We start from the raw sequence: 25,520 nt of genomic DNA, 5'->3' as shown, positions 1-25,520 counted from the left end.
AAGGAAGGAAACAGTTTTGAACAGAAAGAAAGAATTAAAGCAGCAATATCTTGAAACAAAAATTGAAGCGGGTGTGTACGTCATTAAAAATACCGTGAATCAAAAAGTGTTTGTGGGAAGCACCCGAAATTTAAAAACATTAAACGGTCGAAAGTTTGAGCTGGAGCAGGGTTCCAGTACGAACAGAGAGCTTCAGGCTGACTGGAATCTCTACGGAAAAGATGCGTTCCAATTCGAGGTACTCGAAACGCTGGAGAAAAAAGAAACGGGTTACTTTAATGAAAAACGGGAACTTGAAATTCTGGAGAACAAATGGCTACAAGAGCTGAAGCCATTTGGAAACCGTGGCTATAATAAGGAGAAACCGCGATGAATGGAAACGAAGCGTTACAAGAACAGCCGTCACAGATGATGGTTATGAAGCCGATGCTGCTTTTCCTTGTACCACTGCTGTTCAGCAATGTGATGCAATCCGCCGGACAGCTGGTGGGCATGGTCATTATCGGGAGATGGCTTGGAGTTGAAAGCGTGGCTGCGATCTCTGCCTTTTTTCCATTGTTCTTTCTGCTCATATCATTTGTGATCGGCATCGGTTCGGGAAGCTCTATCCTGATCGGGCAGGCGTTCGGGGCAAAGAATGAAGAAAAGCTCAAGGCGATCGTTGGCACCACGTTAACTTTTACCTTTATACTCGGGGTGATGCTTGCTATACTGGGCGGCATTTTCACGTATGAAGTATTGCGAATCATTGGTACACCTGACAACATTATTCAGGTGAGCGCCCATTATGCCCGGATTCTTTTCTGGTCGCTCCCAGTTTTGTTTCTTTATTCGGTGTACACAACCTTCATGAGGGGAACCGGCGATTCCAAGACTCCGTTTTACTTTCTGGTAGTAAGCACGGTACTGAACATTGCTTTTATGCCGGTGTTTGTGTTTGGCTGGATTGGTTTTCCAAAGACGGGTGTGTACGGTGCGGCTTATTCATCGGTAGTTTCTACCGTTGTTGCCTTTATCGCGATGGTTGTTTATTTGCGAAAAACCAAGCATCCTCTTCAGTTTGATTCCTCAATTGCCAGCAAACTTAAAATCAACAAGGAACTGCTGAAGCTGTTGCTAAAGCTGGGCATTCCATCCAGTATCAGCATGATCCTGCTGTCCATATCGGAGATTGCAGTCATTTCGTTCGTTAACCGATATGGATCGGATGCTACGGCCGCCTACGGGGTCGTTAACCAGGTGGCAAGCTATGTGCAGATGCCGGCCATCTCATTGAGTATCGCGGTATCAATTTTTGCGGCTCAATCGATTGGAGCCAACCAGATGGGACGGCTGAAACTGGTCATTCGGTCAGGACTGTTGCTTAACTACTTACTTGGAGGAATCATCATTATCCTGATCTACCTTTTCTCGCGGCCGATTTTGAGTTTGTTCCTGACGAACGGTGAGACAGTGGATATCGCTCACAGCCTTTTGGTGATCACGTTATGGAGCTATGTGATCATGGGGCACTCCGCGATATTAAACGCTACAATGAGAGCGAGCGGTACTGTCTTGTGGCCGACCATATTAAGTATCCTGCCTATTTGGCTGGTTGAAGTTCCGCTTGCTTATTACCTCTCCCTATATACCAGTCTTGAAATCAGGGGAATCTGGATCGGGTATCCGGCTGCCTTTATTGTTACACTTGCCCTGCAGTATGCGTATTACCGGCTGTCATGGAAGAATAAACAGATTATCCGTTTGATTGATTAGTAAAAAAAACCGCTTGGGGATGAAACCAAAGCGGTTTTCATTCGTAGTAAGTATGGGAGTGCAAGCGTTCAGGAGGTTTTTATGCAAAACTGGATTACTGATGTGATCGAACAATTCGGGTATATCGGCGTGTTCTTTATGATTGCCCTTGAAAATATTTTTCCGCCGATTCCCTCCGAAGTTATTCTTACATTCGGGGGAATGATGACTTCCTTTTCCAAGCTTACGGTTTGGGGTGTGATTCTGGCTTCCACGGCAGGTTCTGTATTTGGAGCAGCGGTGCTATTTAAAATTGGGACCTATCTCGATGTCCCACGGCTCGAACGAATTGTGGAGCGCTGGGGGTATATTCTAAGGTTGAAAAAGGAAGACATTCATAAAGCGGACAGGTGGTTTGACCGGTTTGGCTATTGGGCGGTGTTCCTTTGTCGGCTCGTTCCCTTAATCAGAAGTTTGATTTCCATTCCGGCGGGGATGTCAGGCATGAGGTTCAGCCTTTTTCTGTTGTTCACAACGCTCGGCACATTGATTTGGAATACGATTCTGGTCTATGTCGGTGCCGCGTTTGGCCGAAACTGGGAGCAGGTGGTTTATTTTATGGACATCTATTCCAACGTGATGTATGCCTTGCTGGCTGTTGCGTTTGCGGTCTTTGTGTTTTACTTTGTAAAGAAGAAAAGAAAACAGTAAAGAGGGAAGCCATGTTGTATCATGGCCTCCCTTTTTTGTTTAAAAGCTCAATTTGATCTTCTTCGAGTCGTTGATCTTCTGTTTGGACTGGTTGAACACATCGCTGGTAGTAATTTCGATCCATTTCACGTTATCTGCCGATTCGTTTTCTTCGGGATTCACGATAAATCCGAGGTTGCCAGATTTATCGCTGTTACCCGGTAATTTTCCCTCAAGCCTTTCAAGATAGATATCTTTTTCCCAATCAAAGGTTTTGTCCGTATTGGTTTTCAGGAGAGCGACGGGGGCATAATTCACAGGTTTTGATGAAGTATTTTTGATCTTGGCACTAATTTTCACAAAATCAAACTCTTCCCTGTGAGTCAGCACATGGAAGTAATCAATCATACCATAGTCCGGTCTCAAATGAATTAATTTGATATCCTTGATTGTCAGTTCAACGGGTCCCTGTTTATAGGTTTTATTGATTTGTTTTATGGCTTTCAGCGTAGCTTGTCCTTTATCATCCCGGTAGGTTTGTCCTATTTTTGTAAGTGTCCGGTCATCGGTAACCTGTGGATTAGGCTGATAGCTGTTGTTTGCTTTCGGTGTTAGGCTTTCCGTTTCAGTCTTTTCCGTCTGTGCTGGTTTACTTTCTGCATCAGCTTTTTCCTTTGTATTCTGCGAACAGCCGCCCAGTAACAAGGCTGCAGAAAGAATGAAGGCAAATTTTTTCATGGTTCCTCCTTTCACTTCTCTTCATTGTAAAAACTTCCCGCCGAAACGGGAAGTTTCTTTTTACTTATCTTTAATATGAATTGGATATTTCAACGCATTGAATACATTCTTTGCTATATCAGTATTATTAATCTGTCCCGCAAACTTTTCACTTTCAGGCCCAAAGGCATAAACAGGAACATCCTCGCCAGTGTGGCCGCCTGTTGTCCAACCGGTATTGGAATGCTTGTTGAAAATTTCTTCAATGGCATTGTCGATGTCGAGCACGTTGTTTGTTTTAGCCGCATTTTTGACCGATTGAATCTCAGCTGTGGAAAGAGGAAGAATCTTTTGATCAATATATTGTTTTAATGTTTGTTCTGCGTCTTTGCCCTTGGAAATTTCCTCAGCCATAAAATCCGGAGTCCGTTTGGCCGCACTGATCGGTTCACCGAACCAGTTGTAGATGCCGTTTGCACCAATGGAATAGCCTCCGGTAGAGTGGTCAGCTGTCGTCACCACCAAGGTATGCTTGTCCTTTTTGGCAAAATTGATGGCTGTTTGGAACGCTTGCTCAAAATCATTCATTTCACTCATGGCAGCCACAATATCATTGTCATGTCCTGCCCAGTCAATCTGGCTCCCTTCCACCATAAGGAAAAATCCGTCTTTGTCTTTGTTTAGCTTATTAAGCGCAACGGTTGTCATCTCTTTTAGGGAAGGAACTTCATCTGGACGGTCAATTTTCTTTGGCAGCCCTCCAGGAGCAAAAAGGCCAAGAATTTGATCATTTTTATCGTTCAGCATTTGGTCGCGTTTTGTCACATAGCTGTATCCGTCTTTTTTAAATTCTTTGGTCAAATTCCGGTCCTGGCGGTCAAAGTTGCTGAGACCTCCGCCGAGAAGGACATCGATTTTGTGCTTGCCTTTTACTTTTTCATCAAAATAATCATCGGCAATGGCGTTCATGTTTTTGCGGCTTTCATCATGTGAACCGAAGGAAGCAGGGGTCGCATGAGTGATTTCGGAAGTGGCTACTAAACCGGTGGCTTTACCTTCTTCTTTGGCTGCCTCCAGCACGGTTTTGACCGCTGATTTGTCATTATCAACAGCAATGGCGTTGTTGTATGTTTTAACTCCTGCTGACATGGCAGTGGCAGCTGAAGCGGAATCGGTTACGTTTTGTGCCGGATCCTCGGGATAGGTCATTTGCTGGCCAACAAGATATTTATCGAAGGCCGTTCGTTCTGCAACTTTTGTGGAAGGGTTATCTTTCAGGTAGCGATAGGCAGACGTATAAGAAACACCCATTCCGTCCCCAATCAGAACAATGACATTTTTGATTTTGCCATTCGTTTTGTTTTGCTGCTGTGGTTGTGCATGGGCATTTGGATAACTGCCGACCAATCCTCCGAATGCCACAGTGGTTAATACAGCCAGAGGGATGAATTTTTTACCGATCTTCTTTTTAAACAATATGTATTCCTCCTAACCTTTTTTCCTTAACAGTTACCAGTTTAATGAATGAATGTTAAATATTAATCATAGAATTGTAAATTGATTGTTAAAAAGAAGAATCCATATTTTTTTCTTTTTCTGTGTTTATATTTTTGCCCCATTCACCGTAAGATAGCACATAAGGTTTGTTACAATAGAAATGAAAAACAAATCACAGACAAAGAAGGGGTCTGGCAAAATGAGTGAATTAGTAAAGATGAAAACGGTGCTTGTTACAGGGTATGCGAAAGCGCCACAGGGAAGTTCCATGTTTGAACTGTACAAAACTTCCGGCATTGTTATGGAAATTGATACAGAGAGCAATTTGATTGTAAATGCCGAATTTACCTTTGTTACAGAACTGGCAAGGGACTTCTTAAGAAGAGTGATCGTTGGTTATGATCTTTCTCAAGGGATTGACGGTTTGGTACAGAGAATAGAAGATTATTATTATACTCCGTCCACCAATTCAGTCATTATGGCGGTAAAAGCGGCGTACAAAAGATATATGGAAAAGATGCGACAGTCGCAAACAACCCATTGAAACCGTTTGCAGATCTTGCTATAATAAACAATAATTTAAGAGTATACGATTGGAAAGTGTCTTCTTAATGGTGAAACACACCCATTTCACAGTAATTAGGAAAGCCCCGCTATCCATAGCAGTAGGGAATCGCATCTGACTCCTTATGCCTATGGTTTAGTGCGGGCTTTTTTTGATGCTCTTTGGAAAGGAGATGGATATTTAACTATTAAGTATTCAAAATTTTCTTTACTAATGACATAATAAATTTGTAAGAAAAGTTTTATCGTGACGAGTTTAGAAAACGCTTTACTAAATTGCGAAAAGGGGACTGGAGATGAAAAGTGAAGCAAGTGCAGGCACGGAACTCAACCATACCACAATGAAAAACGCGGGATCTCCGCCACAGACATGGGGCCAGAAACTGAAAATGATCGGTCCGGGCTTTGTTGTGGCCGCTACCGGTGTAGGAACTGCGGATATGATCACAGCGATCGTCATCGGAACATCGTTCGGGATGGCATTTGTTTGGGCGGTTATCGTAGGAGCCATTTTAAAATACTTTTTGAATGAAGGAGTAGGACGCTGGTATTTGGCCACCGGACAAACGATATTGCAAGGGTGGCATTCACTGGGAAGATGGGCAACAGGTTATTTCGGTGTTTATACTGTCATCTGGGGATACATTTATGGCGCTGCGGCAGCCTTAACGTGCGGTCTTGGCATGCATGCGATGTTTCCCATCATGCCGGTTTGGGCTTGGGCGGTTGTTCATTCGCTATTGGGCTTTGCCCTCGTTTGGACAGGCCGTTACCTTTTGTTTGAACGGATTATGACTGTGCTGATTGGTGTTATGTTTATTACGATTATCGGGACTGCCGTTCTCTTTTTGCCAAGCTTGGGAGAATTTGCGGGTGGTATTGTTCCCAAAGTTCCAGATGGATCCTTCGTGCTTGCGCTCGGTTTGATTGGCGGAGTAGGCGGAACCATTACCATGGCATCCTATGGCTACTGGCTGAAGGAAAAAGGATGGAACGGCAAGGGATGGATTTCGATAATGAGACTGGATGCCAAAGCTGCTTATGCCATGACGGGCCTTTTCTGCATGGCAGCACTCATTATTGGTGCTAAATTTTTATATGGTACAGATGTTGAACTTCGTGGAGACCAGGGGCTGATCAACCTTGCCCTAATGCTGGGTGAAGAATTTGGAACTCCGATGAGATGGCTCTTCCTGGTTGCCTTTTGGTCAGCGGCCTTCACTTCGCTTCTTGGCGTATGGAACGGTGTGCCGTACCTGTTTGCTGACTTTATTAAAACGATTCGTTTGAAAAAAGGAGAAGTGAAAGCGATAAAGCCAGTCTCGGAAAAGGAGCCGATGTATCGTCTATACCTTGCATGGCTGACGTTTCCTCCAATGCTGATTTTTTTCTTCGGAAAACCGGTGGAATTGATTATCCTGTATGGAGCACTTGGCGCGTTGTTCATGCCGTTTCTGGCCATATCTCTTGTTGTTCTCCTGAATTCGAAGCGGGTCGAGCCGGAATATCGTAACAAGTGGCTCGCCAATGCCGTGCTTATTGGATGTATACTGATGTTTGCTTTTCTTGGAATCAATGAGCTGCAAAATATCTTTAAATAATCCTCAAGGAAGGGACTGTTCAAAGGGACAGGCCCTTTTTGTATGGAAAAAAGGATTTTTGGTAAAATAGAGCCAATTAACTATAGAGGAAAGTAAGATTATTATAGAAGGATGTGAGCAGCAGATACGATCTGCTGAATGAAAATGACAATAAAAATTGTGATTGCGGATGATAATTCCTTTATACGGGAGGGCATGAAAATCATCTTGAGCACTTATGGAGATTTTGAGGTGCTCGCGACGCTAAATGATGGACAGGAGGCAGTGGACTATTGCAAATGGAATAAAGTGGATATCACTTTGCTTGATGTACGGATGCCGAACATGAACGGAGTGGAGGCGACAAAGCTGATTGCGGAACAGACGGTGACAAAGCCGTTAATCCTTACTACCTTTGATGATGATGAATACATATTTGATGCCATTAAAAACGGGGCAAAAGGATATCTGTTAAAAAATACAGAGCCCGAGCGGATCAGAGAGGCCATAAAAAGTGTTTATCATGGCAATACCGTGATGCAGGATGTGGTGCTGGATAAATTAAAGTCAAATATGGACGGAAGCAAAAAAGATGAGCACAAGATTGATGCCAGCTTGTTTACCGAGCGTGAAATGGGCATCATGGCACTGATCGCCAAAGGACACTCCAATAAATCCATCGCCAAGCAGCTCTTCATATCGGAAGGTACGGTTGCAAACCATATCACTTCTATTTTAGGCAAAACCGGTTTGGAGCACCGGACACAGATTGCCATCTATTATTTAACCGGGTCTGTTGGGTAAATGGAACTATGGATCATTTACACCAAGCTGGTCGTTGTTCTTTTTCTTGCGGTCAGCTATGCCCACGCCAATGTGGACAACCTGCCGAACATCGTTTTTTGCCTTCTTTTGTATATCAGCATGAATAGTATCATGTATGTATTCAGCAAGGAAAGGATAAGGCAGGGGATTCTGCTGGGGTCAGTCATCCTCATCTTCCTGTCCTTTTATGATGTGAATCCGCTGTTGATTTTGCTGCTGCCCATCAATTTTTATGAGTTGGCATCTCCTTTTATTAAAGTGAAGTCAGTCCTTCTGGCGCTGGGATTAATTCCGGTTTTATACTTGCCGGAAGCAGAATATCTTTATGGCCTGGTGTCCGCTTTTAGCTTCGTGTCGTTTATGATGGCTATGCGATATTCAGAACAAATAATGATGTATGAAAATAAGCTCGATAAAATGAGGCATAATATTCAGCGCCTGAGTGCCAGTCTCAACGAGAATCAGGAATTCATTAAACAGTCGGAATACACCAACCGACTGGAGGAAAGGAACCGGATCTCCCAGCAAATTCATGACAGCATCGGACATTCCATGACGGGAGCCCTGATCCAGATGGAGGCGGCAAAAAGCCTGCTTGGCCTGGATGCGGAAAAAGCAAAGGAGCTTATGCAAAACGCCATTTCCATTTCCAAACAAGGAATTGAAGATATAAGGATCACTTTAAAGAACATGAAGCCTCCAACAGAACAGATGGGAGTACAACGGTTGAAGCTGATTCTTGAAGAGTTTTCCATCAAACACCAGATAAAGGTGCCGTTTGTCTATAAAGGCAATATGGATATGATTACACCGATCCAGTGGAAGATTATCACAGAAAACGTTGCGGAGGCATTGACGAACGCATTAAAATATAGCAAAGCAACGGAGATTTCGATTGAAATTCATGTTCTTAACCGGATGGTCAAAGCAGAGGTTAAAGATAATGGAAAAGGTGCACAAAAGGTTGTAAAAGGCCTTGGCATCATGGGGATGGAAGAGAGGACCGCATCAGTGAACGGTACCGTCATTGTTGATGGGACGAACGGATTTTCCGTTACGACACTTCTTCCCATGGGCTAAAGGAAGGTACTCATGGAAAGAACATGAGAATTCTCATATGAAAAGAGTGAACTAATGCACTGCGTTGGTTCGCTCTTTTTCCGTATACTGACACTATAAAGAATAACCCGAGGTGAGATGGATGAACGTTTTGGAAATCAATAATCTTACAAAAAAATTCAGTGACTTCATCGCTGTAGACAATATGTCCCTAACCATTAAAGAAGGAGAAATCTTCGGCTTTCTTGGTTCGAATGGAGCCGGGAAAAGTACCACAATCAATATGGTTGCAGGGTTGCTGAGGAGCAACGAAGGAGAAATCAAAATTCTTGGCAAAAACATTGCGAACCACAGCAAATTTGCAAAAAGAAACATCGGTATCGTTCCACAGGATTTGGCCATTTACGAAGATTTGACAGCCTTTGAGAATGTCCGCTTTTTTGCCGGACTTTATGGCCTCAGAGGGGCAGAACTGAAAGACCGGGTAGAGGAAGCGCTAAAGTTTGTTGGATTGGTGGATAAACAGAAGAGCTTGCCAAAAAACTTTTCCGGCGGCATGAAGAGAAGGCTGAACATCGCATGTGCCATTGCCCATAAGCCCAAACTCATTATTATGGATGAGCCGACTGTCGGGATTGATCCGCAGTCCAGAAATTACATCCTGAATTCCGTCCGGCAATTGAACGAAATGGGATGCACCGTCATCTACACCAGCCATTACATGGAGGAAGTTGAAGAAATTTGTTCGAGAATTGCCATCGTGGATCACGGCAAAATCATCGCAGAAGGTACGAAAGAACAGCTGAAAGCCATCATCACAGATACGAAAGACATCTGGGTCGACGTAAAATCCAATGAAAACCTTGAAGAAAATGTGATTAAAGAAATTAACGGAGTAAATACCGTTCAAGTCGAAGACAACGTCGTAAAAATCAACTCCCAGGCTGAAGTAAGCAACCTGAATAAAATCATCCAATATTTTATCAACCGCAACATTGAAATCCGTTCCCTCGAGGAGCAGGCACCCAACCTCGAAACCGTCTTCCTCACCCTAACCGGAAGAAATTTGAGGGATTAGGGAGTTTTGGCGTAAGCCAAAATCTCCTACCATTTGAAAAAGGCGTAAGCCAAAATCTCCTACCATACAAGGGCTAACAGAGAAGCCGATTTGTTTAAAGGGAGTTTTGGCGTAAGCCAAAATCTCCTGCTTTAAAAAATGCAAAGCCAAAAGTTCCTATCCATATAAGGAGGTCCCCCTGTGAACGTGTTAAATATTGCACTTCTGCAGTTAAAAATCAGCATCAGGGATAAACGAACGATTATCTTCATGCTGGCGTTTCCTATCGTCATGATGCTGGTTCTTGGATCAGCGTTATCCAATGCGTTTGATAATCAAGTAAAAATAGATAAAATGAAAGTCCTATATAAAGAAACCCACAACACGAGCATTGCACCATACTTTGAACAATTCATGAAAGCGGCTAAAAAGGAAAATATTCATTTTTATAAAGCGTCGGATATAACCGATGGGAAAAAGGCGGTAAGGCAAAACCACTATGATGCCTATGTAGAGGTTTCCAATAAGGGAATGAATTTCTACGGCAGTGAACGGAACAGCATCGAGAGCAGTATTATTCAAGGGATGCTGACTGCTTTTGCGGATAAATATAATCTTGTCAGCCAGGTGGCTAAAGTGAAGCCCAATCAAACCCAGGCGGTGCTGGCGGGCGGAACCTCTCATGATTATGTAAAAGAAATGTCATTAAACGCCAAAAAAGCACCAGGGTCGATGGATTATTATGCGGTAGCGGTAACTACAATGATTGCCCTATATGGAGCGATTGGAGCAACCTTCCTGCTTAGAGGAGAAAGAACTCGAAATACTGCAGTGCGACTTGCCGTTGCACCGATCACCAAAGCTGAAATCTTTATTGGGAAAATCATCGGTAGCATTGTGCTGAACCTTTTGTCTCTTTTTTTAATCGTTGCTGTAAGTTCATTCTTGTTTAAAGCGAACTGGGGAGATCATCTTGGTTTCGTTTTCATCATTTTGCTGTCTGAAGTTTTCCTTGCTGTCAGCTTCGGCCTTGGCGTCAGCTATATGGTCAAAACCGGTGAGGCTGCAAGGACCCTCATTCTGATTATCCTTCAGCTTGCCTCATTCTTTGGTGGTGCATATTTCAAAATTGAAGGCGCAGACGGGATGATGAAGTTCATCATGAACCTTTCCCCGATTACATGGGCGAATACAGCCATCACCAAAAATATCTATAACAATGATTTCACTGCCTCTCTTCAAGTCATTGGTTTAAACCTGGGTATTGCGATTGTCTTTTTAAGCATTGCCATCGTTTCGTTTAAAAGAAGGGAAGGGTTTTAAATGAAAGAAGTCCTTTGGCTCATCTCAAATTCGTTGAGATCTATTATTAAAGACAAAAAAAGATTATTTACCTACCTGTTTGTTCCGCTGATTGGTATTCTTATTGGGATCGCTGCTTACGGGAATACGGGCCCGACTACAATGTATGCAGGTGTCGTTAATCATGACAATGGAAAAATAGCCAAAGATACCGTGAAATTCATCAGCGGAATAAATAATGTTAAGGTCACGAATATCGATTCTTCAAAAGTAAGAGACCAGATTGCATCTGGAAAACTGGATTGTGTAATCATCCTGGATTCAGGCTTTTCAAAAAGTGTGATGAACGGAGACCCGGACCATATTGAGATTGTTTCGATTAAAGGTGCCTCTATCACAGGCTTTGTAAAATCCTATGTGAACAATTATCTGTCCAATGTGGCTTCCTTGAACAAAGCGGCAGGAGGAGACCAGGCGGCATTCCAACAAATGTACGATCAGTACAAAGCATCAAGCTTTAAATTAGAAGGTCATTCATTGAAGGATACTTCCAAAAATAATGATATTACAGGTCAGACGATTGGCTTCCTTATCATGATCATGCTTTCAAGTGCAGGCGGATTATCAGAGATTATTATTCGTGAAAAGGAAAACAGAACATATTTACGCTTAATGTCTTCTCCGATCAACAGCCGAATCTATGTCTTTTCCAATGTGGTTGTGAACATGATCATCATGTTTGTGCAAATTTTGATTACGCTCACAGTAATGACAAAGGTATTTCATATTTCACCAGGGGTTTCTTTCTGGACGATGGTTGGAGTACTATTGATCTTCGCACTTGCCGGAGTAGGATTATCGCTTGTGATTACTTCCTTTGCATCTACTACAGCTTCAGCAGGAGCGATGCAAAACCTGATCATGACGCCAACCTGCCTTTTGGCAGGCTGCTTCTGGCCGGTGGAAATTATGCCAAAGACCATGCAAAAAATTGCAGAATTCCTGCCTCAGAGATGGCTGCTTGACACCATTACCCAACTGCAAAAAGGGCATACACTCAGCAGCCTTTCCATGAACATTTCGATCCTATTCGCCTTTGCGATGGCCTTCTTCATGATCGCGATCTACAAATTCAGCCGCGGAAATAATGTAAGAAACTTTATCTAATAGCAAAGTCCCCTTTGGATACCCAAAGGGGATTTTGCTTTATGGTTTTAATATCACCTTTATGCATTCATCCGCATGATCGTTGAAGGTTTTATACGCCTCACTTGCCTGGTCCAGGGGTACGCGGTGGGTGATAATTTCTGTTGGGTCAAACTCCTTATTGGCGATTTTATCAAAAAGCATCGGCATGTAATGAATCACTGGGGCCTGTCCCATTTTTAGTGTGATGTTCCGTTCAAAGATATTTCCTAGCGGGAACATGTTGTACATAGACCCGTAAACCCCGGTCATCTGAATGGTGCCGAATTTCTTTACAGCTCTGATGGCGATCTGTACCGCACTCAGTGTCCCGCCCTGAAGCTTTAACTTTTGCTCGATGGCTTCCACGGCTGACTTTTTGCCATCCATTCCAACACAGTCGATGACAACATCTGCTCCCCCATGGGTAATTTCGTGAACATGGGCGCCCATATCATCAAACTGATCAAAGTTGAAGGCTTCTACATTGTTCATCTTGACGGCATGGTTCAAACGGTAAGGGAGATTGTCCACAGCGATGACTCGCTTGGCACCTTTCATCCAGGCGAATTTTTGCGTCATCAGACCAATAGGACCACAGCCAAGGACAACAACCGTATCTCCTTCTTGTACCCCGGCGTTTTCTACGCTCCAGTAGGCAGTAGGCAGAACATCGGACATGAAGAGGACAGCCTCGTCTTCGAGTTCAGCGGATTCCGGAATGACAAACGGCATAAAGTTCCCATATGGTACGCGCAGGTACTCAGCCTGTCCGCCGCTGTAGTCACCATAGCGCTCGGTAAATCCGAAGTATCCGCCTGTATCAAATTCAGGATTTCGGTTTGAATTATCACATTGGCTTTCCATTTCATGCTGGCAATAATAACAGTGGCCGCATGAAATGTTAAATGGTAGAACAACACGGTCCCCTTTTTTCACACGGGTAACATCAGGCCCGACTTCTTCCACTATGCCCATTGGTTCATGTCCAATCACATAATCCTTTTGCGCAGGAAGAGCTCCCTGATAAATGTGCAAATCCGATCCACAGATGGCAGTGGAGGTAATGCGTACAATAATATCTTCTTTTTCCTGCAGTCTGGGATCTTCTACATTTTTTACTTCGATCTCTTTTGCTCCCTGGAACGTAACGGCCTTCATAATCAACCTCCTAAATATGGTATAAAATTCTATACCCTTTGTGAGATTTTTTATCCACCATTTACTTAAACGTTAAAAAAAGCAACTCTCGCAAGGAGAAGCTGCTTTCGTCATTCGTTTATGGATTGGTTGACCACATGCCTGCATTTTTGATGAAAATACGCGGATTTAATTTAAGTTGGTAGACCATGAACTCTGCCATGTCTTCCGGCTGCATGACTTTTTCTGGATTGCCGTCCGTAAGGTTGGTTCCAATCGCCAGGTCTGTTGCGACAGTACTTGGTGTAAGAGCACTGACCCGGATATTGTGTTTTCTTACTTCGAGCATGAGAGATTCTGTTAATCCAAGGACTGCAAATTTGGAGGCACTGTAGGCACTCGTTACCGGTGCTCCTTTTTGTCCTGCAGAGGATGAAATATTAATGATGTCTCCCGCTTTTCGTTCAATCATTCCTGGAAGGACCGCTCTTGTGACATTATAGACACCCATTACATTCACATCTATAATGTTTTTCCACTCTTCAGGTGAAAGTTCAAGGAATCCGCCAAACTGGGCGATCCCGGCGTTGTTGATCAGAATATCAATTTGGTCTAACTCGGAAGTAATGGTTTCAACGGCTTTTACTACCGCATCATAGTCGCTTACATCCGCTTCAGCGATGGATACATCTACGCCATATGGCTTAAGCTCTTTCGCCGTTTTTTCCAGATTGGTAAGGGTTCTTCCTATCAGGCCGACATGAATACCTTCTTTTGCAAATGCGATCGCTGCAGCCCGTCCGATACCCCTGCCGGCTCCAGTAATTAGCGCTGTTTTTCCCTTTAATGTCTGCATGAATATTCCTCCTTTATGTACACGGGAAGGAACGCTAAAAGCAGTCCCATCCTGTTAAATCTTATTCTACTCCAAATTAGCATGGCGGCCGAACATGGTGTCCGATTCAAACCCTTTCTTTTCCATAAAACGCAGAATCACCGCATCGAAAAACAACAGCAGGGTTTGTTCGAAGAGGGATCCCATCGGCTGTATGGTTTTATATTTGTCCGATTGGTCTTTTGGAGAGCCCGGCAGTTTCACGCAGGCATCCGCTATTTTGCCGAGCGTTGACTCTGGAAAAATGGTAACGGCCATCACCTTGCCGCCAACGCTTTTCGCTTTTTCGGCCATGGAGATCAAGCTTTGCGTTTCCCCGGAGCCTGAGGCGAAAATGATAAGGTCATCCTCGGTAAAGTTGGGAGTCACCGTTTCACCGATAACATAGGCATCAAGCCCCATATGCATCATCCGCATAACGAAGGATTTTCCCATCAATCCGCTTCGGCCGGCTCCTGCAACAAAGATCTTTTTGGCATGCAAAATTTCGTCCACTAACTTTTCTGCTTCTTGATCAGAAATAAAGTCGGCAGCTCTGCTTAATTCTTTCACAATTTCTGAATAATAATGTGAAGCTTCCATATTTTAAATCCTTAGTTTTGTTTGATTAATTCTTGGATTTTCGCTGCAGTTCCTTTTTTGTCGTCTTGTCCGGTAATTCCACCGCCGACGATAACAAGATCAGGCTCTGCTGCCACAACTTCAGAAATGGTTTCAAGCTTGATTCCGCCAGCAACGGCTGTCTTTGCATTTTTAACTACACGTTTGATGGCTTTCAAGTCTTCAAACGAGTTTTTCCCGACTGCTTGAAGGTCATAGCCGGTATGAACACAAATATAATCAACGCCAAAATCATCAAGCTCTTTCGCGCGTGTTTCGATATCTTTAACAGCAATCATATCGACAAGAATTTTTTTGTTTTGTTTTTTTGCCTCTTCAACCGCACCTTGGATGGATGCATTTTCAGCAGCGCCAAGAATGGTAATCATGTCGGCACCCGCTTCTGAGGCTTTCATCACTTCATATCCTGCAGCATCCATAATTTTCAGGTCGGCAAGAACCTTCAAATTCGGGAATGCTTCTTTCATAGCTTTAACAGCTCCAAGGCCTTCATTAATAACAACAGGGGTACCGATTTCAACGATATCAATATGTTCTTCTACTTCTTTCACCAGTTTGATGGCTTCTTCTGTATTGACAAGGTCTATCGCTAGTTGTAATTCCATTGTTAGTTCTCCTCCTGTGGTGTCTTATCTAGGTTGATGCAACCTGTAATATTTCCTTAAACGATAATTTTCATTAGTAAAGGATAGTTGTAAGTATACTCTTCATTTACATTTTGTGAAGTACTGACTTTAATATTACATAGTGTCAAAAAGTATACTATGGGTTATACTAAGGATGGAGGTGATTTAAGATGTCTAGAATGGATGGGAAAATGTTTAACTGTGAAAAAGAATTAACACTGTCCGTCATCGGGGGCAAATGGAAGATGATCATCTTATGGCATTTAGGGAAAGAAGGAACAAAACGTTTTGGTGAACTGAAAGCGTTGATTCCTGGCATAACCCAGCGCATGCTTGTCAACCAATTACGAGAGTTGGAGGAAGACAGGATTATTCATCGGGAAGTATATCCCGTTGTTCCTCCCAAAGTGGAATATTCGTTAACAAAACAAGGCGAAAGCCTGATGCCGATATTGGATGCCATGTACAAGTGGGGAAAAGATTACATGGTCACCATGGATATGAAACCGCTTGATGACGCAAAATAATCCCGTCTTTCCATGGACGGGGTTTTTTTCTGTCAAAAACTATTTGTATTTCGTCAAAGCAACGCTTACAATGGGTATTATTCAAAAGCCGTGGTGATTAAAATTGAAATTAAGTGAAACTGACCGGAAAATTTTAGAGCTTCTTTCGCACAATGGACGGATGTCCTATGCGGAAATTGGCAAGGAATTGAACATATCCCGAGTATCCATCCGGGATCGTGTGCATCAGATGATGGAAGCTGGCATCATTGAGAAGTTCAGTGTTGTCATCAATTCGGAGATGGTTGGAAAAACGGTATCTGCTTTTTTTGAAGTGGACTGTGAACCCGCATATCTCGTGACCGTTGCAGAGAAGCTGGTAAACAATCCAAGTGTCGCAAGCTGCTATCAGATGACAGGTCCTAGCACCTTGCATATGCACGTGCTGGTAGAAGACTTTACGTCACTGGAAAGCTTCATCAATAATGAACTTTACGGTATAGAAGGAATTACACGAGTTGAATCCCATATTCTGCTGCGGAGATTCAAAAGCCGTTCGGGATTAAAACTGTAGGCAATTTACATACAAAAGCCACTCGGGTCACCATTACCCGGTGGCTTTTTGCCATTTAACGAATAGGCTATCTATTTAAGCAAGAATGAATAAAACATGCTGGCACAGATGGGCATCTTTCAGGATGTGGGCAAATTCAAGATCGATCCGGGCATCCTGCACAAACCAGGGCGCTTGACGGACGAAGATTTTGAGATTATGAAAAGTCAATCGCAGTATGCGGTACTTTATTGAAAAGGCTGAGTGAAATTCCCGAACTTAAAAATTAATAAACATAAAAAAACAAGCGACACAAAGGAGAGTGCCATTACGAGCAGCGCTAAGAGCAGAAGAAAGAATGTAATTGGGGATATCTATCCTAATGGTTTCAGTTTTATTTTATAATCTAACGGTAAGTGGATGTCTAGAAAGAAGCTGGGCATTCATACGCTTGATGAGGCTATCGATTGGGTTATAAAAGATATTCACGAATGAGTAGAGATTCAAAAAAATAGTAGATTATCTTACTATTTTAGTAGCAAAACAACCTTTACGGAATATGCTAGTTATTGAATGATGCAAGAGTGCTGCCATAGGAAAGGCTTATTGGACAAGCATAGCATTTATTCACTTAACTGATACGGTAAAGGGTTGGTAAAATGGGGAAAATGAGGAACACAAGGAATTTAAGCCTATTTAACAATTTGAACAACATGTCATCAGACGAGGTATTTGAAATTGGCGCTAATTGCCTGTTAGTATTAAAAAACCGCTTTTTTGCAGTCGTAGAAATAGAGTCGGAGGTTCCAGGGGTTGATCTAGAAGTGTTTGTGATCATCCGTATAGATGAACAAACCGCTATGCAACTCCACGATGCAGGATTGGAATTTTGTGAAATCGTGAATAGAATACCGGAAGCAACAGAGGGTGTAAATGTAGAGTTCAAATGTATTTTTATCAATAAAAACCAAGCGTTTGCATTGTTTGATGTAGAAGATGATTTTGACGAGGCGGTTTTTGTGAGAATTTCTTTGGATGAAGCTAAGCGTTTAATACGCAGAGGCGCCATGCAATGTACCGTAATTGATGCTCGAAACACTGATTGCTAGATATGAAATGGTGCTATTAAAGGTGCCACATTAAAGGTGCCAGGCACCTCTCATTACATAAGTGTGAAAAGGGGGGGCCTGGCACAAAGGAAGATCACCGGAACTTTAATGAAAACGGGGAAGCATTCAATGTGGGTGAAACCTTCGCAGGGCTGGGTTTCAATAAAGGTGTGGAACTGTCTGATCAGCTGAAGTGGATTGCGGATGGCAGACCTTCCATGGCAAGTGCCGCCCTTCGCTGGATTATGGACCAGCAGAGGTCACCTGTGTGATCCCAGGGTTTAGAAACGAGAGGCAGATCGAACAAAATCTGCAGGCGCTTGATTCACGCCCATTTTCACAAGAAGAACTTGAGCGCATCAAAAGTTTTTATGACTCTAACGGAAAGAAATTTATCAGAGGAGCTTATTAAATACGAAAAAGAGTTTGCTTAAACACTTCCTTTAAAGGAGGTGTTTTTTTATTTGAGGCCGATGAAAAATTATTCAAGAAATTTGCAAAATTATGTAGAAAATATTCAGAATTTATTTTATAATCTAAAACAATACAATGACGTTTGTAAATTTAAAATTCATTTTTAGCTAACAAACGTAATTTAGTTTTTATTATTATAAACAAATGTTAGAAGGGGGCATGAAGTTGGCTGGTTTAATTGTTCAACGGTTTATGCAGTTGATATTGCTGTTGATCGGAATTTCATTCATTGTTTTTTTGAGCATGCACATTGCACCGGGTGATCCTGCCAGTATCATTGGCGGTCCCACCGCCTCAAAGGCAGATATAGAAGCGATTCAAGAAAATCTGGGGCTTAACAAACCCATCCTGGTTCAGTATTGGGATTATCTAAAAGGCGTGTTTAGCGGAGATCTCGGATTCTCCTATCAGACCAAGCAATCGGTCACAGAAGCGTTAACCGAGCGGTTTCCCAACACGCTTAATCTCGCCATTGCCAGCATCATAGTTGCGGTGGTCATTGGGGTAGCAGCCGGAATTATTTCAGCTCTTAAACATAATTCACTGTTTGACGCATTAAGCACAATGATTGCTCTTGGCGGCATTTCCATTCCGAATTTCTGGCTTGGCGCGGTTCTTATTCTCATCTTTGCCGTGAACTTGCAATGGCTTCCTGTTGGAGGGCTCACCGATCCTTTCTGGACCATTGAAGGAATAAAACAGCTTATTTTGCCGGCTCTCACGCTTGGCACCGGATCGGCAGCAATGATCGCCCGTATGAGCCGTTCAGCCATGCTTGAAGTGATCCGGGCTGACTATGTCAGAACAGCAAGAGCAAAGGGTGTCCGGGAAAAGTCAGTCATTATGCTGCATTGTCTGCGAAACGCGATGATTCCGGTGATAACCGTCATTGGTTTGAATTTCGGATTTCTACTTGGGGGAACCATTATTACGGAACAGGTATTTGCCATTAACGGAGTCGGCAGGCTGATGATCGAGTCAATCGCGGCGAGAGACTTCCCCATGGTACAGGGCGCGGTTCTCCTTGTTGCTACGCTGTTTGTGCTTGTGAACCTGATTGTGGATATTGTGTATGCCTTCATTGATCCAAGAATCAGCTACGAATAGAAAGAGGGTGAAAGGGATGTCGACTGAAACAGTAACTGCTTCCATGGCCTCAACCTCCAGAAACAAAAAAAGAGAAAAGAACTTCGTGAAAACGTGGAAAAGGCTGATTAAAAACAAGATGGCCGTTGTTGGTCTCGTTATTATTGCACTTCAGCTTATCATGACGGTGGCTGCACCTTTGATTGCCGATTATGACCCGAGTAAACAAAACCTTGCCATGAGCGAGCTGCCTCCGGGCACTGAGGGCCATTGGATGGGAACGGACAACTATGGAAGAGATATATGGAGCCGGCTTGTGTATGGAGCAAGAATTTCTTTGTTTGTCGGATTGGGTGCTGTCAGCCTTGGGCTGATCGGGGGAGTCGTGCTAGGTCTCTTATCGGGTTATTATCGAAGGCTCGATGGGATTATTATGCGGTTTGTTGATCTGCTGTTTGCTTTTCCTGGTATTCTCCTGGCCATGCTTATCATTGCCATTCTGGGTACAAGCCTTGTGAACGTGGTGATAGCCATCAGCATCTGGTCCATTCCGACCTGTGCGCGAATTGTAAGAGGAAGTGTCCTTTCTGTAAAAAAACAAGAGTACATTTTGGCGATGAAATCATTGGGTGCAAGTGATTGGAGAATTCTGTTCAAGCATATTCTGCCCAACTGCATTGCGCCTATCATTGTTTTTGCCACAATGAGAATGGCTACGGCTATTCTATCCACCGCTTCATTAAGTTTTCTTGGCCTGGGGGCACAGCCTCCGACACCAGAATGGGGAGCGATGATCGCTGCCGGACAGGATTTTATGTGGTCTTCACCACACATGATCATCATACCAGGCATTGCCATTATGCTGGTTGTTTTCGCCTTTAATGTGGTTGGCGACGCATTGAGAGATGCACTCGATCCGGGCATGAACCTGGACAAGTAAAAAGGGGGAGTAAACAAATGGGTAAAGGAAACAAATTCGCATCATGGATCGGAATAGGAATGCTTGCAGCAAGCCTGGCATTATCAGGCTGTTCGAGCAAATCATCTTCCGGTGGAAAAAGCGATGGAAAGCAGGAAATCACGTATGCAACAACATCTAAGGTCGTTGGGCTGTCTCCGATTCTCACGAATGACTCAGTATCTTCCAGCGTGATTGAACAAATCTACGAAACACTTTTTGTGAGGGATATCAAAACAGGAAAGATTGTTCCCCAGTTGGCTGAATCCTATGAAAATCCGGATAAAAACACCTGGAAGATTAAACTGAAAAAGAACATTAAATTCCAGGATGGAACACCGTTTAATGCTGAAGCTGTGAAGTACACATTTGATAAATTAAAAGATCCAAAGACAGCTGCACCTCGTGCGTCGCTTCTCGAGCCAGTCAAATCCATTGAAGCACCGGATGATTACACGGTGATTTTAAAAACGGATAAACCGTATGGTCCAATGCTTGCCGCTTTGACACACAGCAATGCAGCGATCGTTTCTCCGACAGCTGATAAAAAACAGGACCTGATGACCAAGCCTGTTGGTACAGGCCCGTTCAAGTTTTCTAAAAAAGAAAATGGAGAAGACATCGTTCTTGTGAAAAACGAAAAGTATTGGAAGAAACCGGCCAAGCTTGATCAGGTTACATTTAAAGTGGTTCCAGAAATCACTACTGCCGTATCCATGCTTCAAACGGGAAAAGTACAACTGCTGGATGGCTTGACAACCGAGTTGATGCCCCGTCTTGACAAAATGAACAATGTAGAGGTCCAGAAAAAAGAAGGAACACCTGTTTATTATCTTGCCTTTAACATGGAAAAAAGCCCGATGAAGGATCTTGCCTTCCGCCAGGCAGTGGCTGAAGCCATAGATACAAAGAGTTATTTGAAAAAGCTGAATGGACTCGGGGTATATTCCAATTCATTTATCGGTCCCGAAGTGTTTGGCCACAGCGGAGATTCAGGTCCTGCGTATGATCAGCAAAAAGCCAAAAAACTAGTAAAAGATAAAGGGTTTGGCAATAAAACGGTCAAGCTGCTGGTGGCGAATACGGCCAGTTATATGAGCATGGCTGAAGTCATTCAGTCCCAATTAAAAGAAGTTGGCATCAATGCAAAAATTGAAACACTCGAATGGGGAACTTACCTGGATGTTTCCAAAAAAGGGGACTTTGACATCACTATTGCCGGCTGGTCCAATGTAACGGCTGACGGCAGTGAGCTTCTCTATCCGCGTCTTCACTCTGATAATGTGGATGTTACCAATTTGAGCCGCTATAAGAACGCCAAGCTTGATAAGCTGATCGAAGAATCACGCACCACCATTGCCGAGCAGCAAAGAAAAGACCTTCTCAAAAAAGCTGATCAACTGGTTATGACTCAGCTGCCTGTCTTCCCGGTCTATCATGGAGTTGCTTCAGCAGCTTATGATAAATCAGTGAAAGGGTTTGAAATCGAACCTACTGGACAGTGGTCCTTATATAATGTTCACAGAGAGTAGGAATTTACATGATTGAATCCATTTTAAGTGTCAACAACATGGTTACTGCGTTTAAAACCTCGGATGGCCTTTTGCCAGCCGTCCGAGGTGCTTCCTTTTCCGTAAAAAAGGGGGAAACCTTGTGTATTGTCGGAGAGTCGGGATGCGGAAAAAGCATCACAGCTCTGTCCATTATGGGCCTTCTCCCTTCCAACGGAAAAGTGACTGAAGGCTCAGTTATGTTTGAAAATAAAGACTTGCTCACTTTGAAAAAGGAAGATATGAGAAGTCTCAGGGGTAATGAAATTTCTATGATTTTCCAGGAGCCGATGACGGCCCTGAATCCAGTTTTTACAGTAGGTTATCAGATTAGAGAACCATTGATGATCCATCATAGACTTTCAAAAAGAGAGGCTCACCAAAAAGGAATCGAACTTTTAAAACGAGTTGGCATTCCATCCCCGGCATCCCGGATGAACCAGTATCCTCATGAGCTGAGCGGCGGCATGCGCCAGCGGGTGATGATCGCTATTGCACTTTCGTGCAATCCAAAGCTTCTGGTAGCCGATGAGCCAACAACCGCTCTTGATGTTACCATCCAGGCGCAAATTATTGATTTATTGAATGATTTGAAGCGGGATTTTGAAATGAGTTTGATTATGATTACTCATGATATGGGAGTAGTGGCTGAGATTGCTGACCGTGTCATCGTCATGTATGCCGGGGAAATCATAGAAAATGGCACTGTCAGCGAGATTTTTAATAGCCCGCAACATCCCTATACAAGGGGATTGCTCTCATCCGTGCCAAATGTGGATGATCCTGATTTTCACTTGAATCCGATCGCAGGCTCGCTGCCGCTTTTAAATGAGAAAATTTCCGGCTGCAGGTTTCATCCAAGGTGTCCGCATGCCATGGAAAAATGCAAAGCAGTTTCGCCAGTCACATTTGAAGCGACACCAACCCACAGTGCCAGATGCTGGCTGATGGAAGACGAGGAGGTAAGGCAACATGGCGGACAGCGCGCAGGTACTTTATAGCGTTAAAGGTGTGAAAAAGTATTATCCTGTAAAAGGAGGTATCCTCCGCCGTGTCAAGAATCATGTAAAAGCGGTGGACGGTATCTCCGTGGACATTTTAAAAGGAGAAACCTTGGGTGTGGTCGGTGAATCCGGCTGCGGAAAATCTACATTGGGGAGAACCATCCTGGGTTTGGAGCAGCTTACTGAAGGAAACCTCGTCTATAATGGAACCAACATCAGCGGCTATTCAAAAAAGGAACTGAAGCCTTTTAAAAAAGAAATGCAAATGATCTTTCAGGATCCTTATGCCTCACTCAATCCTAAACAGACGGTGGGAGAGGCGCTGGAAGAGGTCTTTATTATTCATACGGATCTTCGGGGAAACGAACGGAGAGAAAAGGTCATACGGCTTTTGAAAGAGGTGGGGCTTACCGAGGAGCATTTTGACCGGTATCCACATGAGTTTTCCGGAGGACAGAGACAAAGGATCGGCATCGCCCGCGCCATTGCCATCAATCCTTCGTTCATCGTCTGTGATGAACCCGTTTCTGCACTGGATGTTTCCATTCAGGCTCAAGTGATCAAGTTGTTAAAAGACTTGCAGGAAAAACATGAACTAACTTATTTGTTTGTTTCGCACGATCTGGGTGTTGTGCGGCATCTGTGCAACAGAGTGCTTGTCATGTACCTTGGTCAAATGGTGGAGCTTGCACCGGTTGACAGACTTTATGAAAATCCGGTTCACCCGTATACCGAAGCGTTATTGTCCTCCATTCCGCGTCCAGTGGTGGGAGTGAAGCGGGAGAGGATTCGCCTGCAGGGTGATTTGCCAAGTCCCACAAATCCGCCAACAGGGTGTCCGTTCCATACCCGCTGCCCAATCGCCAAAGACCATTGTGCAGTTGAACGTCCGAAATGGCGGGAAATTGAAAAAGGTCATTATATCGCATGCCACGAAAGATAATACGTTAATCAGAAAATCTATATGAAAAATTCTGAATTAATACTATAATTAAAAAACATATGATAAACATATGTAAATGAATAAATATATTTTTGCTAACAAATGTGATTTATTTGTTTGTTTTTTCTACCTAATGTTAGAATGATGAGGACTATTCATATCCTCATGATCAAATGGCAAGAGAGGGGATCAGAATGAATCAGCAAACGATTGAAAAAACAGAGAAACAATTGCTATTTAATCATCAGCGGTACCCATATGCCTCACAGCGTTCAGCTATGTATGGAAAACGAGGAATGGTAGCGACGTCCCAGCCTCTTGCAGCACAGGCAGGACTTGATATGCTAAAAAAGGGCGGCAACGCGATTGATGCTGCGATTGCAACAGCTGCCTGTCTGACGGTTGTGGAGCCCACATCCAATGGAATTGGCGGTGATGCCTTCGCAATGGTGTGGACAAAAGGGAAACTCCATGGGTTGAATTCCAGTGGCCCCGCTCCGCAAGGTATTTCTGCGGATGCTTTGAGAGAAAGAGGATATGATAAGATACCAAAATTTGGCTGGGATCCTGTCACTGTACCCGGTGCACCGGCAGCCTGGGCAGAATTATCCCGGCGTTTTGGCAAGCTGCCCCTTACAGAAGTGCTGAAGCCGGCCATTTCATATGCAGAAGAAGGCTATCCGGTTTCGCCTGTTTTAGGAAAGTATTGGAATAAGGCTTATCATGCATATAAGAAAGCGCAAAAACATAACGAATTCCAAAGCTGGTTTGATACGTTTGCGCCAAATGGAAGAGCTCCCGAAATCGGGGAAGTATGGCGCTCACCGGGTCATGCCGCGACATTAAGGGAGATTGCGGAAACAGAGGCTGAATCGTTTTACCGTGGAGAGCTTGCTGATCAGATCAGTGAGGCATCTGAGAAGGAAGGCGGTTTTTTGAGAAAAGAAGATCTGGCGGCTTTTTATCCTGAATGGGTGGAGCCAATCAAAGTGGAGTATAAAGGATATGAGGTCTGGGAAATTCCGCCAAATGGACAGGGCATTGTCGCTTTAATGGCATTAAATCTTTTAAAAGAGTATGATTTCCCTGAGATAGAATCTGCAGAACGTTATCACAAACAGATTGAAGCCATTAAGCTTAGCTTTATGGATGCGAAAAAATATGTAACAGATACTACCCATATGAAGGTGACAGCTGATGCTCTTTTGTCCGAGGAATATGCGGAAGAACGGCGACAGTTGATTGGGGAGGAAGCCCTTCTTCCTGAACCCGGTACTCCGCCTAAAGGGGGAACCGTTTACCTGGCAGCAGCAGATGAAGAAGGAAATATGGTTTCTTTTATACAAAGCAATTACATGGGCTTTGGTTCAGGGATTGTGGTGCCGGATACAGGAATCAGTCTTCAAAACAGAGGACATGATTTTTCACTGGATGAGGATCATCACAACTGTCTTTGTCCGGGAAAAAGAACGTACCATACAATTATTCCCGGCTTTCTGACCAAGGATGGAAAACCGGTCGGCCCGTTTGGTGTTATGGGGGGCTACATGCAGCCGCAAGGTCATGTCCAGGTGATCATGAACACCATTGATTTCAGCCTCAACCCGCAATCTGCACTGGATGCGCCGAGATGGCAATGGATAGAAGGAAAAGAAGTTCTTGTGGAACGCTCGGTGCCGCAGCACATCGCAGAGGAACTGGTGCGAAAAGGCCATGATGTAAAAGTCGCGACGGAAGGCGGAGCCTTCGGGCGGGGACAGATGATCTGGAGAAATTCAGAAACTGGCGTGCTGACAGGAGGAACCGAAGGACGAACAGATGGAGCTGTAGCTGCCTGGTAGGAAT

At 43.7% G+C, this 25,520-nt stretch carries 26 protein-coding genes and 1 pseudogene; 21 read left to right on the top strand and 6 right to left on the bottom strand.

Annotation, left to right across the window (positions count from 1 at the left end):
- The first annotated feature begins 16 nt into the window (after positions 1–16).
- The 3 genes from BLT53_RS13600 to BLT53_RS13590 all read left to right on the top strand — a co-directional run bounded on the left by BLT53_RS13600 (position 17) and on the right by BLT53_RS13590 (position 2,445).
- Positions 17–373, top strand: a complete 357-nt coding sequence (locus BLT53_RS13600; protein WP_090235564.1) for a GIY-YIG nuclease family protein — start codon at positions 17–19, stop codon at positions 371–373.
- Positions 370–1,755 (top strand): MATE family efflux transporter, encoded by a 1,386-nt coding sequence (locus BLT53_RS13595; protein WP_211516910.1) that lies wholly within the window; start codon positions 370–372, stop codon positions 1,753–1,755. The genes BLT53_RS13600 and BLT53_RS13595 overlap by 4 nt, the downstream gene beginning before the upstream one ends.
- A gap of 81 nt (positions 1,756–1,836) precedes the next feature.
- Complete coding sequence (locus BLT53_RS13590; protein WP_090235563.1) at positions 1,837–2,445, top strand: DedA family protein; 609 nt, start codon at positions 1,837–1,839, stop codon at positions 2,443–2,445.
- A gap of 39 nt (positions 2,446–2,484) precedes the next feature.
- Here the strand turns inward: BLT53_RS13590 and BLT53_RS13585 are convergent, their stop codons facing one another.
- Together BLT53_RS13585 and BLT53_RS13580 are read right to left on the bottom strand one after the other, a co-directional pair.
- On the bottom strand, positions 2,485–3,162 hold the full coding sequence (locus tag BLT53_RS13585) for a hypothetical protein (RefSeq protein ID WP_090235561.1): 678 nt from the start codon (positions 3,160–3,162) through the stop codon (positions 2,485–2,487).
- A 60-nt stretch (positions 3,163–3,222) separates the two neighbouring features.
- Positions 3,223–4,617: an alkaline phosphatase family protein gene (locus BLT53_RS13580; protein WP_090235560.1), complete on the bottom strand. Its 1,395-nt coding sequence runs from the start codon at positions 4,615–4,617 to the stop codon at positions 3,223–3,225.
- 220 nt (positions 4,618–4,837) lie between these two features.
- On the opposite strand from BLT53_RS13580, the gene BLT53_RS13575 reads away from it, so the two are divergent.
- The 7 genes from BLT53_RS13575 (at position 4,838) to BLT53_RS13545 (ending at position 12,192) form a co-directional block, all read left to right on the top strand.
- Positions 4,838–5,182 (top strand): DUF3870 domain-containing protein, encoded by a 345-nt coding sequence (locus tag BLT53_RS13575; RefSeq protein ID WP_090235559.1) that lies wholly within the window; start codon positions 4,838–4,840, stop codon positions 5,180–5,182.
- Between the two features lie 316 nt (positions 5,183–5,498).
- The gene (locus BLT53_RS13570) at positions 5,499–6,803 is read left to right on the top strand and encodes an Nramp family divalent metal transporter (RefSeq protein ID WP_244520414.1); all 1,305 of its coding nucleotides are present in this window, start codon (positions 5,499–5,501) and stop codon (positions 6,801–6,803) included.
- Between the two features lie 144 nt (positions 6,804–6,947).
- Entirely contained in the window at positions 6,948–7,586 is a 639-nt protein-coding gene (locus tag BLT53_RS13565; protein ID WP_090236888.1) for a response regulator transcription factor, read from the top strand.
- Complete coding sequence (locus BLT53_RS13560) at positions 7,587–8,687, top strand: sensor histidine kinase (protein WP_090235558.1); 1,101 nt, start codon at positions 7,587–7,589, stop codon at positions 8,685–8,687. It abuts the gene before it with no gap.
- 121 nt (positions 8,688–8,808) lie between these two features.
- On the top strand, positions 8,809–9,744 hold the full coding sequence (locus tag BLT53_RS13555; RefSeq protein WP_090235556.1) for an ABC transporter ATP-binding protein: 936 nt from the start codon (positions 8,809–8,811) through the stop codon (positions 9,742–9,744).
- Positions 9,745–9,924: 180 nt separating this feature from the next.
- Positions 9,925–11,046 carry an ABC transporter permease gene (locus BLT53_RS13550; RefSeq protein WP_090235555.1) on the top strand — a complete coding sequence of 374 codons (1,122 nt, stop codon included), beginning with the start codon at positions 9,925–9,927 and terminating at the stop codon, positions 11,044–11,046.
- Positions 11,047–12,192, top strand: coding sequence for an ABC transporter permease (locus tag BLT53_RS13545; RefSeq protein WP_090235554.1), 1,146 nt, complete (start codon positions 11,047–11,049; stop codon positions 12,190–12,192).
- A gap of 39 nt (positions 12,193–12,231) precedes the next feature.
- On the opposite strand, the gene BLT53_RS13540 is transcribed toward BLT53_RS13545, so the two are convergent.
- The 4 genes from BLT53_RS13540 to hxlA all read right to left on the bottom strand — a co-directional run bounded on the left by BLT53_RS13540 (position 12,232) and on the right by hxlA (position 15,471).
- The gene (locus tag BLT53_RS13540; protein WP_090235553.1) at positions 12,232–13,371 is read right to left on the bottom strand and encodes a zinc-dependent alcohol dehydrogenase; all 1,140 of its coding nucleotides are present in this window, start codon (positions 13,369–13,371) and stop codon (positions 12,232–12,234) included.
- A 118-nt stretch (positions 13,372–13,489) separates the two neighbouring features.
- A complete protein-coding gene (locus BLT53_RS13535) occupies positions 13,490–14,206 on the bottom strand; it encodes a 3-ketoacyl-ACP reductase (protein ID WP_090235552.1) in 717 nt (238 codons plus the stop codon).
- 66 nt (positions 14,207–14,272) lie between these two features.
- Positions 14,273–14,827 (bottom strand): 6-phospho-3-hexuloisomerase, encoded by a 555-nt coding sequence (hxlB, locus tag BLT53_RS13530; RefSeq protein ID WP_090235551.1) that lies wholly within the window; start codon positions 14,825–14,827, stop codon positions 14,273–14,275.
- A gap of 11 nt (positions 14,828–14,838) precedes the next feature.
- A complete protein-coding gene (gene hxlA / locus BLT53_RS13525; protein ID WP_090235549.1) occupies positions 14,839–15,471 on the bottom strand; it encodes a 3-hexulose-6-phosphate synthase in 633 nt (210 codons plus the stop codon).
- A 191-nt stretch (positions 15,472–15,662) separates the two neighbouring features.
- Between hxlA and hxlR the strand changes: the two genes are divergently transcribed.
- The 11 genes and pseudogenes from hxlR to ggt all read left to right on the top strand — a co-directional run bounded on the left by hxlR (position 15,663) and on the right by ggt (position 25,516).
- Positions 15,663–16,019, top strand: coding sequence for a transcriptional activator HxlR (hxlR, locus tag BLT53_RS13520; protein ID WP_090235548.1), 357 nt, complete (start codon positions 15,663–15,665; stop codon positions 16,017–16,019).
- Between the two features lie 103 nt (positions 16,020–16,122).
- Complete coding sequence (locus BLT53_RS13515; RefSeq protein WP_090235546.1) at positions 16,123–16,572, top strand: Lrp/AsnC family transcriptional regulator; 450 nt, start codon at positions 16,123–16,125, stop codon at positions 16,570–16,572.
- Positions 16,573–16,668: 96 nt separating this feature from the next.
- The gene (locus BLT53_RS25130) at positions 16,669–16,806 is read left to right on the top strand and encodes a hypothetical protein (protein WP_170834345.1); all 138 of its coding nucleotides are present in this window, start codon (positions 16,669–16,671) and stop codon (positions 16,804–16,806) included.
- A gap of 404 nt (positions 16,807–17,210) precedes the next feature.
- On the top strand, positions 17,211–17,660 hold the full coding sequence (locus BLT53_RS13510; protein ID WP_244520413.1) for a hypothetical protein: 450 nt from the start codon (positions 17,211–17,213) through the stop codon (positions 17,658–17,660).
- 86 nt (positions 17,661–17,746) lie between these two features.
- Positions 17,747–18,072 (top strand): annotated as a pseudogene (locus tag BLT53_RS24735) (aldo/keto reductase); the annotation flags it as partial.
- Positions 18,073–18,299: 227 nt separating this feature from the next.
- Positions 18,300–19,241, top strand: a complete 942-nt coding sequence (gene nikB, locus BLT53_RS13505) for a nickel ABC transporter permease (RefSeq protein ID WP_090235545.1) — start codon at positions 18,300–18,302, stop codon at positions 19,239–19,241.
- Positions 19,242–19,257: 16 nt separating this feature from the next.
- The gene (locus BLT53_RS13500) at positions 19,258–20,160 is read left to right on the top strand and encodes an ABC transporter permease (protein WP_244520412.1); all 903 of its coding nucleotides are present in this window, start codon (positions 19,258–19,260) and stop codon (positions 20,158–20,160) included.
- Positions 20,161–20,177: 17 nt separating this feature from the next.
- Positions 20,178–21,710, top strand: coding sequence for an ABC transporter substrate-binding protein (locus tag BLT53_RS13495; protein ID WP_090235543.1), 1,533 nt, complete (start codon positions 20,178–20,180; stop codon positions 21,708–21,710).
- A gap of 8 nt (positions 21,711–21,718) precedes the next feature.
- Positions 21,719–22,729: an ABC transporter ATP-binding protein gene (locus BLT53_RS13490; protein WP_090235542.1), complete on the top strand. Its 1,011-nt coding sequence runs from the start codon at positions 21,719–21,721 to the stop codon at positions 22,727–22,729.
- Positions 22,701–23,675 carry an ABC transporter ATP-binding protein gene (locus BLT53_RS13485; RefSeq protein ID WP_090235540.1) on the top strand — a complete coding sequence of 325 codons (975 nt, stop codon included), beginning with the start codon at positions 22,701–22,703 and terminating at the stop codon, positions 23,673–23,675. Before BLT53_RS13490 ends, BLT53_RS13485 begins: the two co-directional genes overlap by 29 nt.
- A 194-nt stretch (positions 23,676–23,869) precedes the next feature.
- Positions 23,870–25,516, top strand: coding sequence for a gamma-glutamyltransferase (gene ggt, locus BLT53_RS13480; RefSeq protein ID WP_090235539.1), 1,647 nt, complete (start codon positions 23,870–23,872; stop codon positions 25,514–25,516).
- The last annotated feature ends 4 nt before the right edge of the window (positions 25,517–25,520 follow it).

This window comes from Fictibacillus solisalsi (genome assembly GCF_900103485.1).
Taxonomy (GTDB): Bacteria; Bacillota; Bacilli; order Bacillales; family Fictibacillaceae; genus Fictibacillus_C; species Fictibacillus_C solisalsi.
Note: the sequence above shows the minus strand (reverse complement) of the source record. Positions and strands in the feature narration are given on the sequence as shown.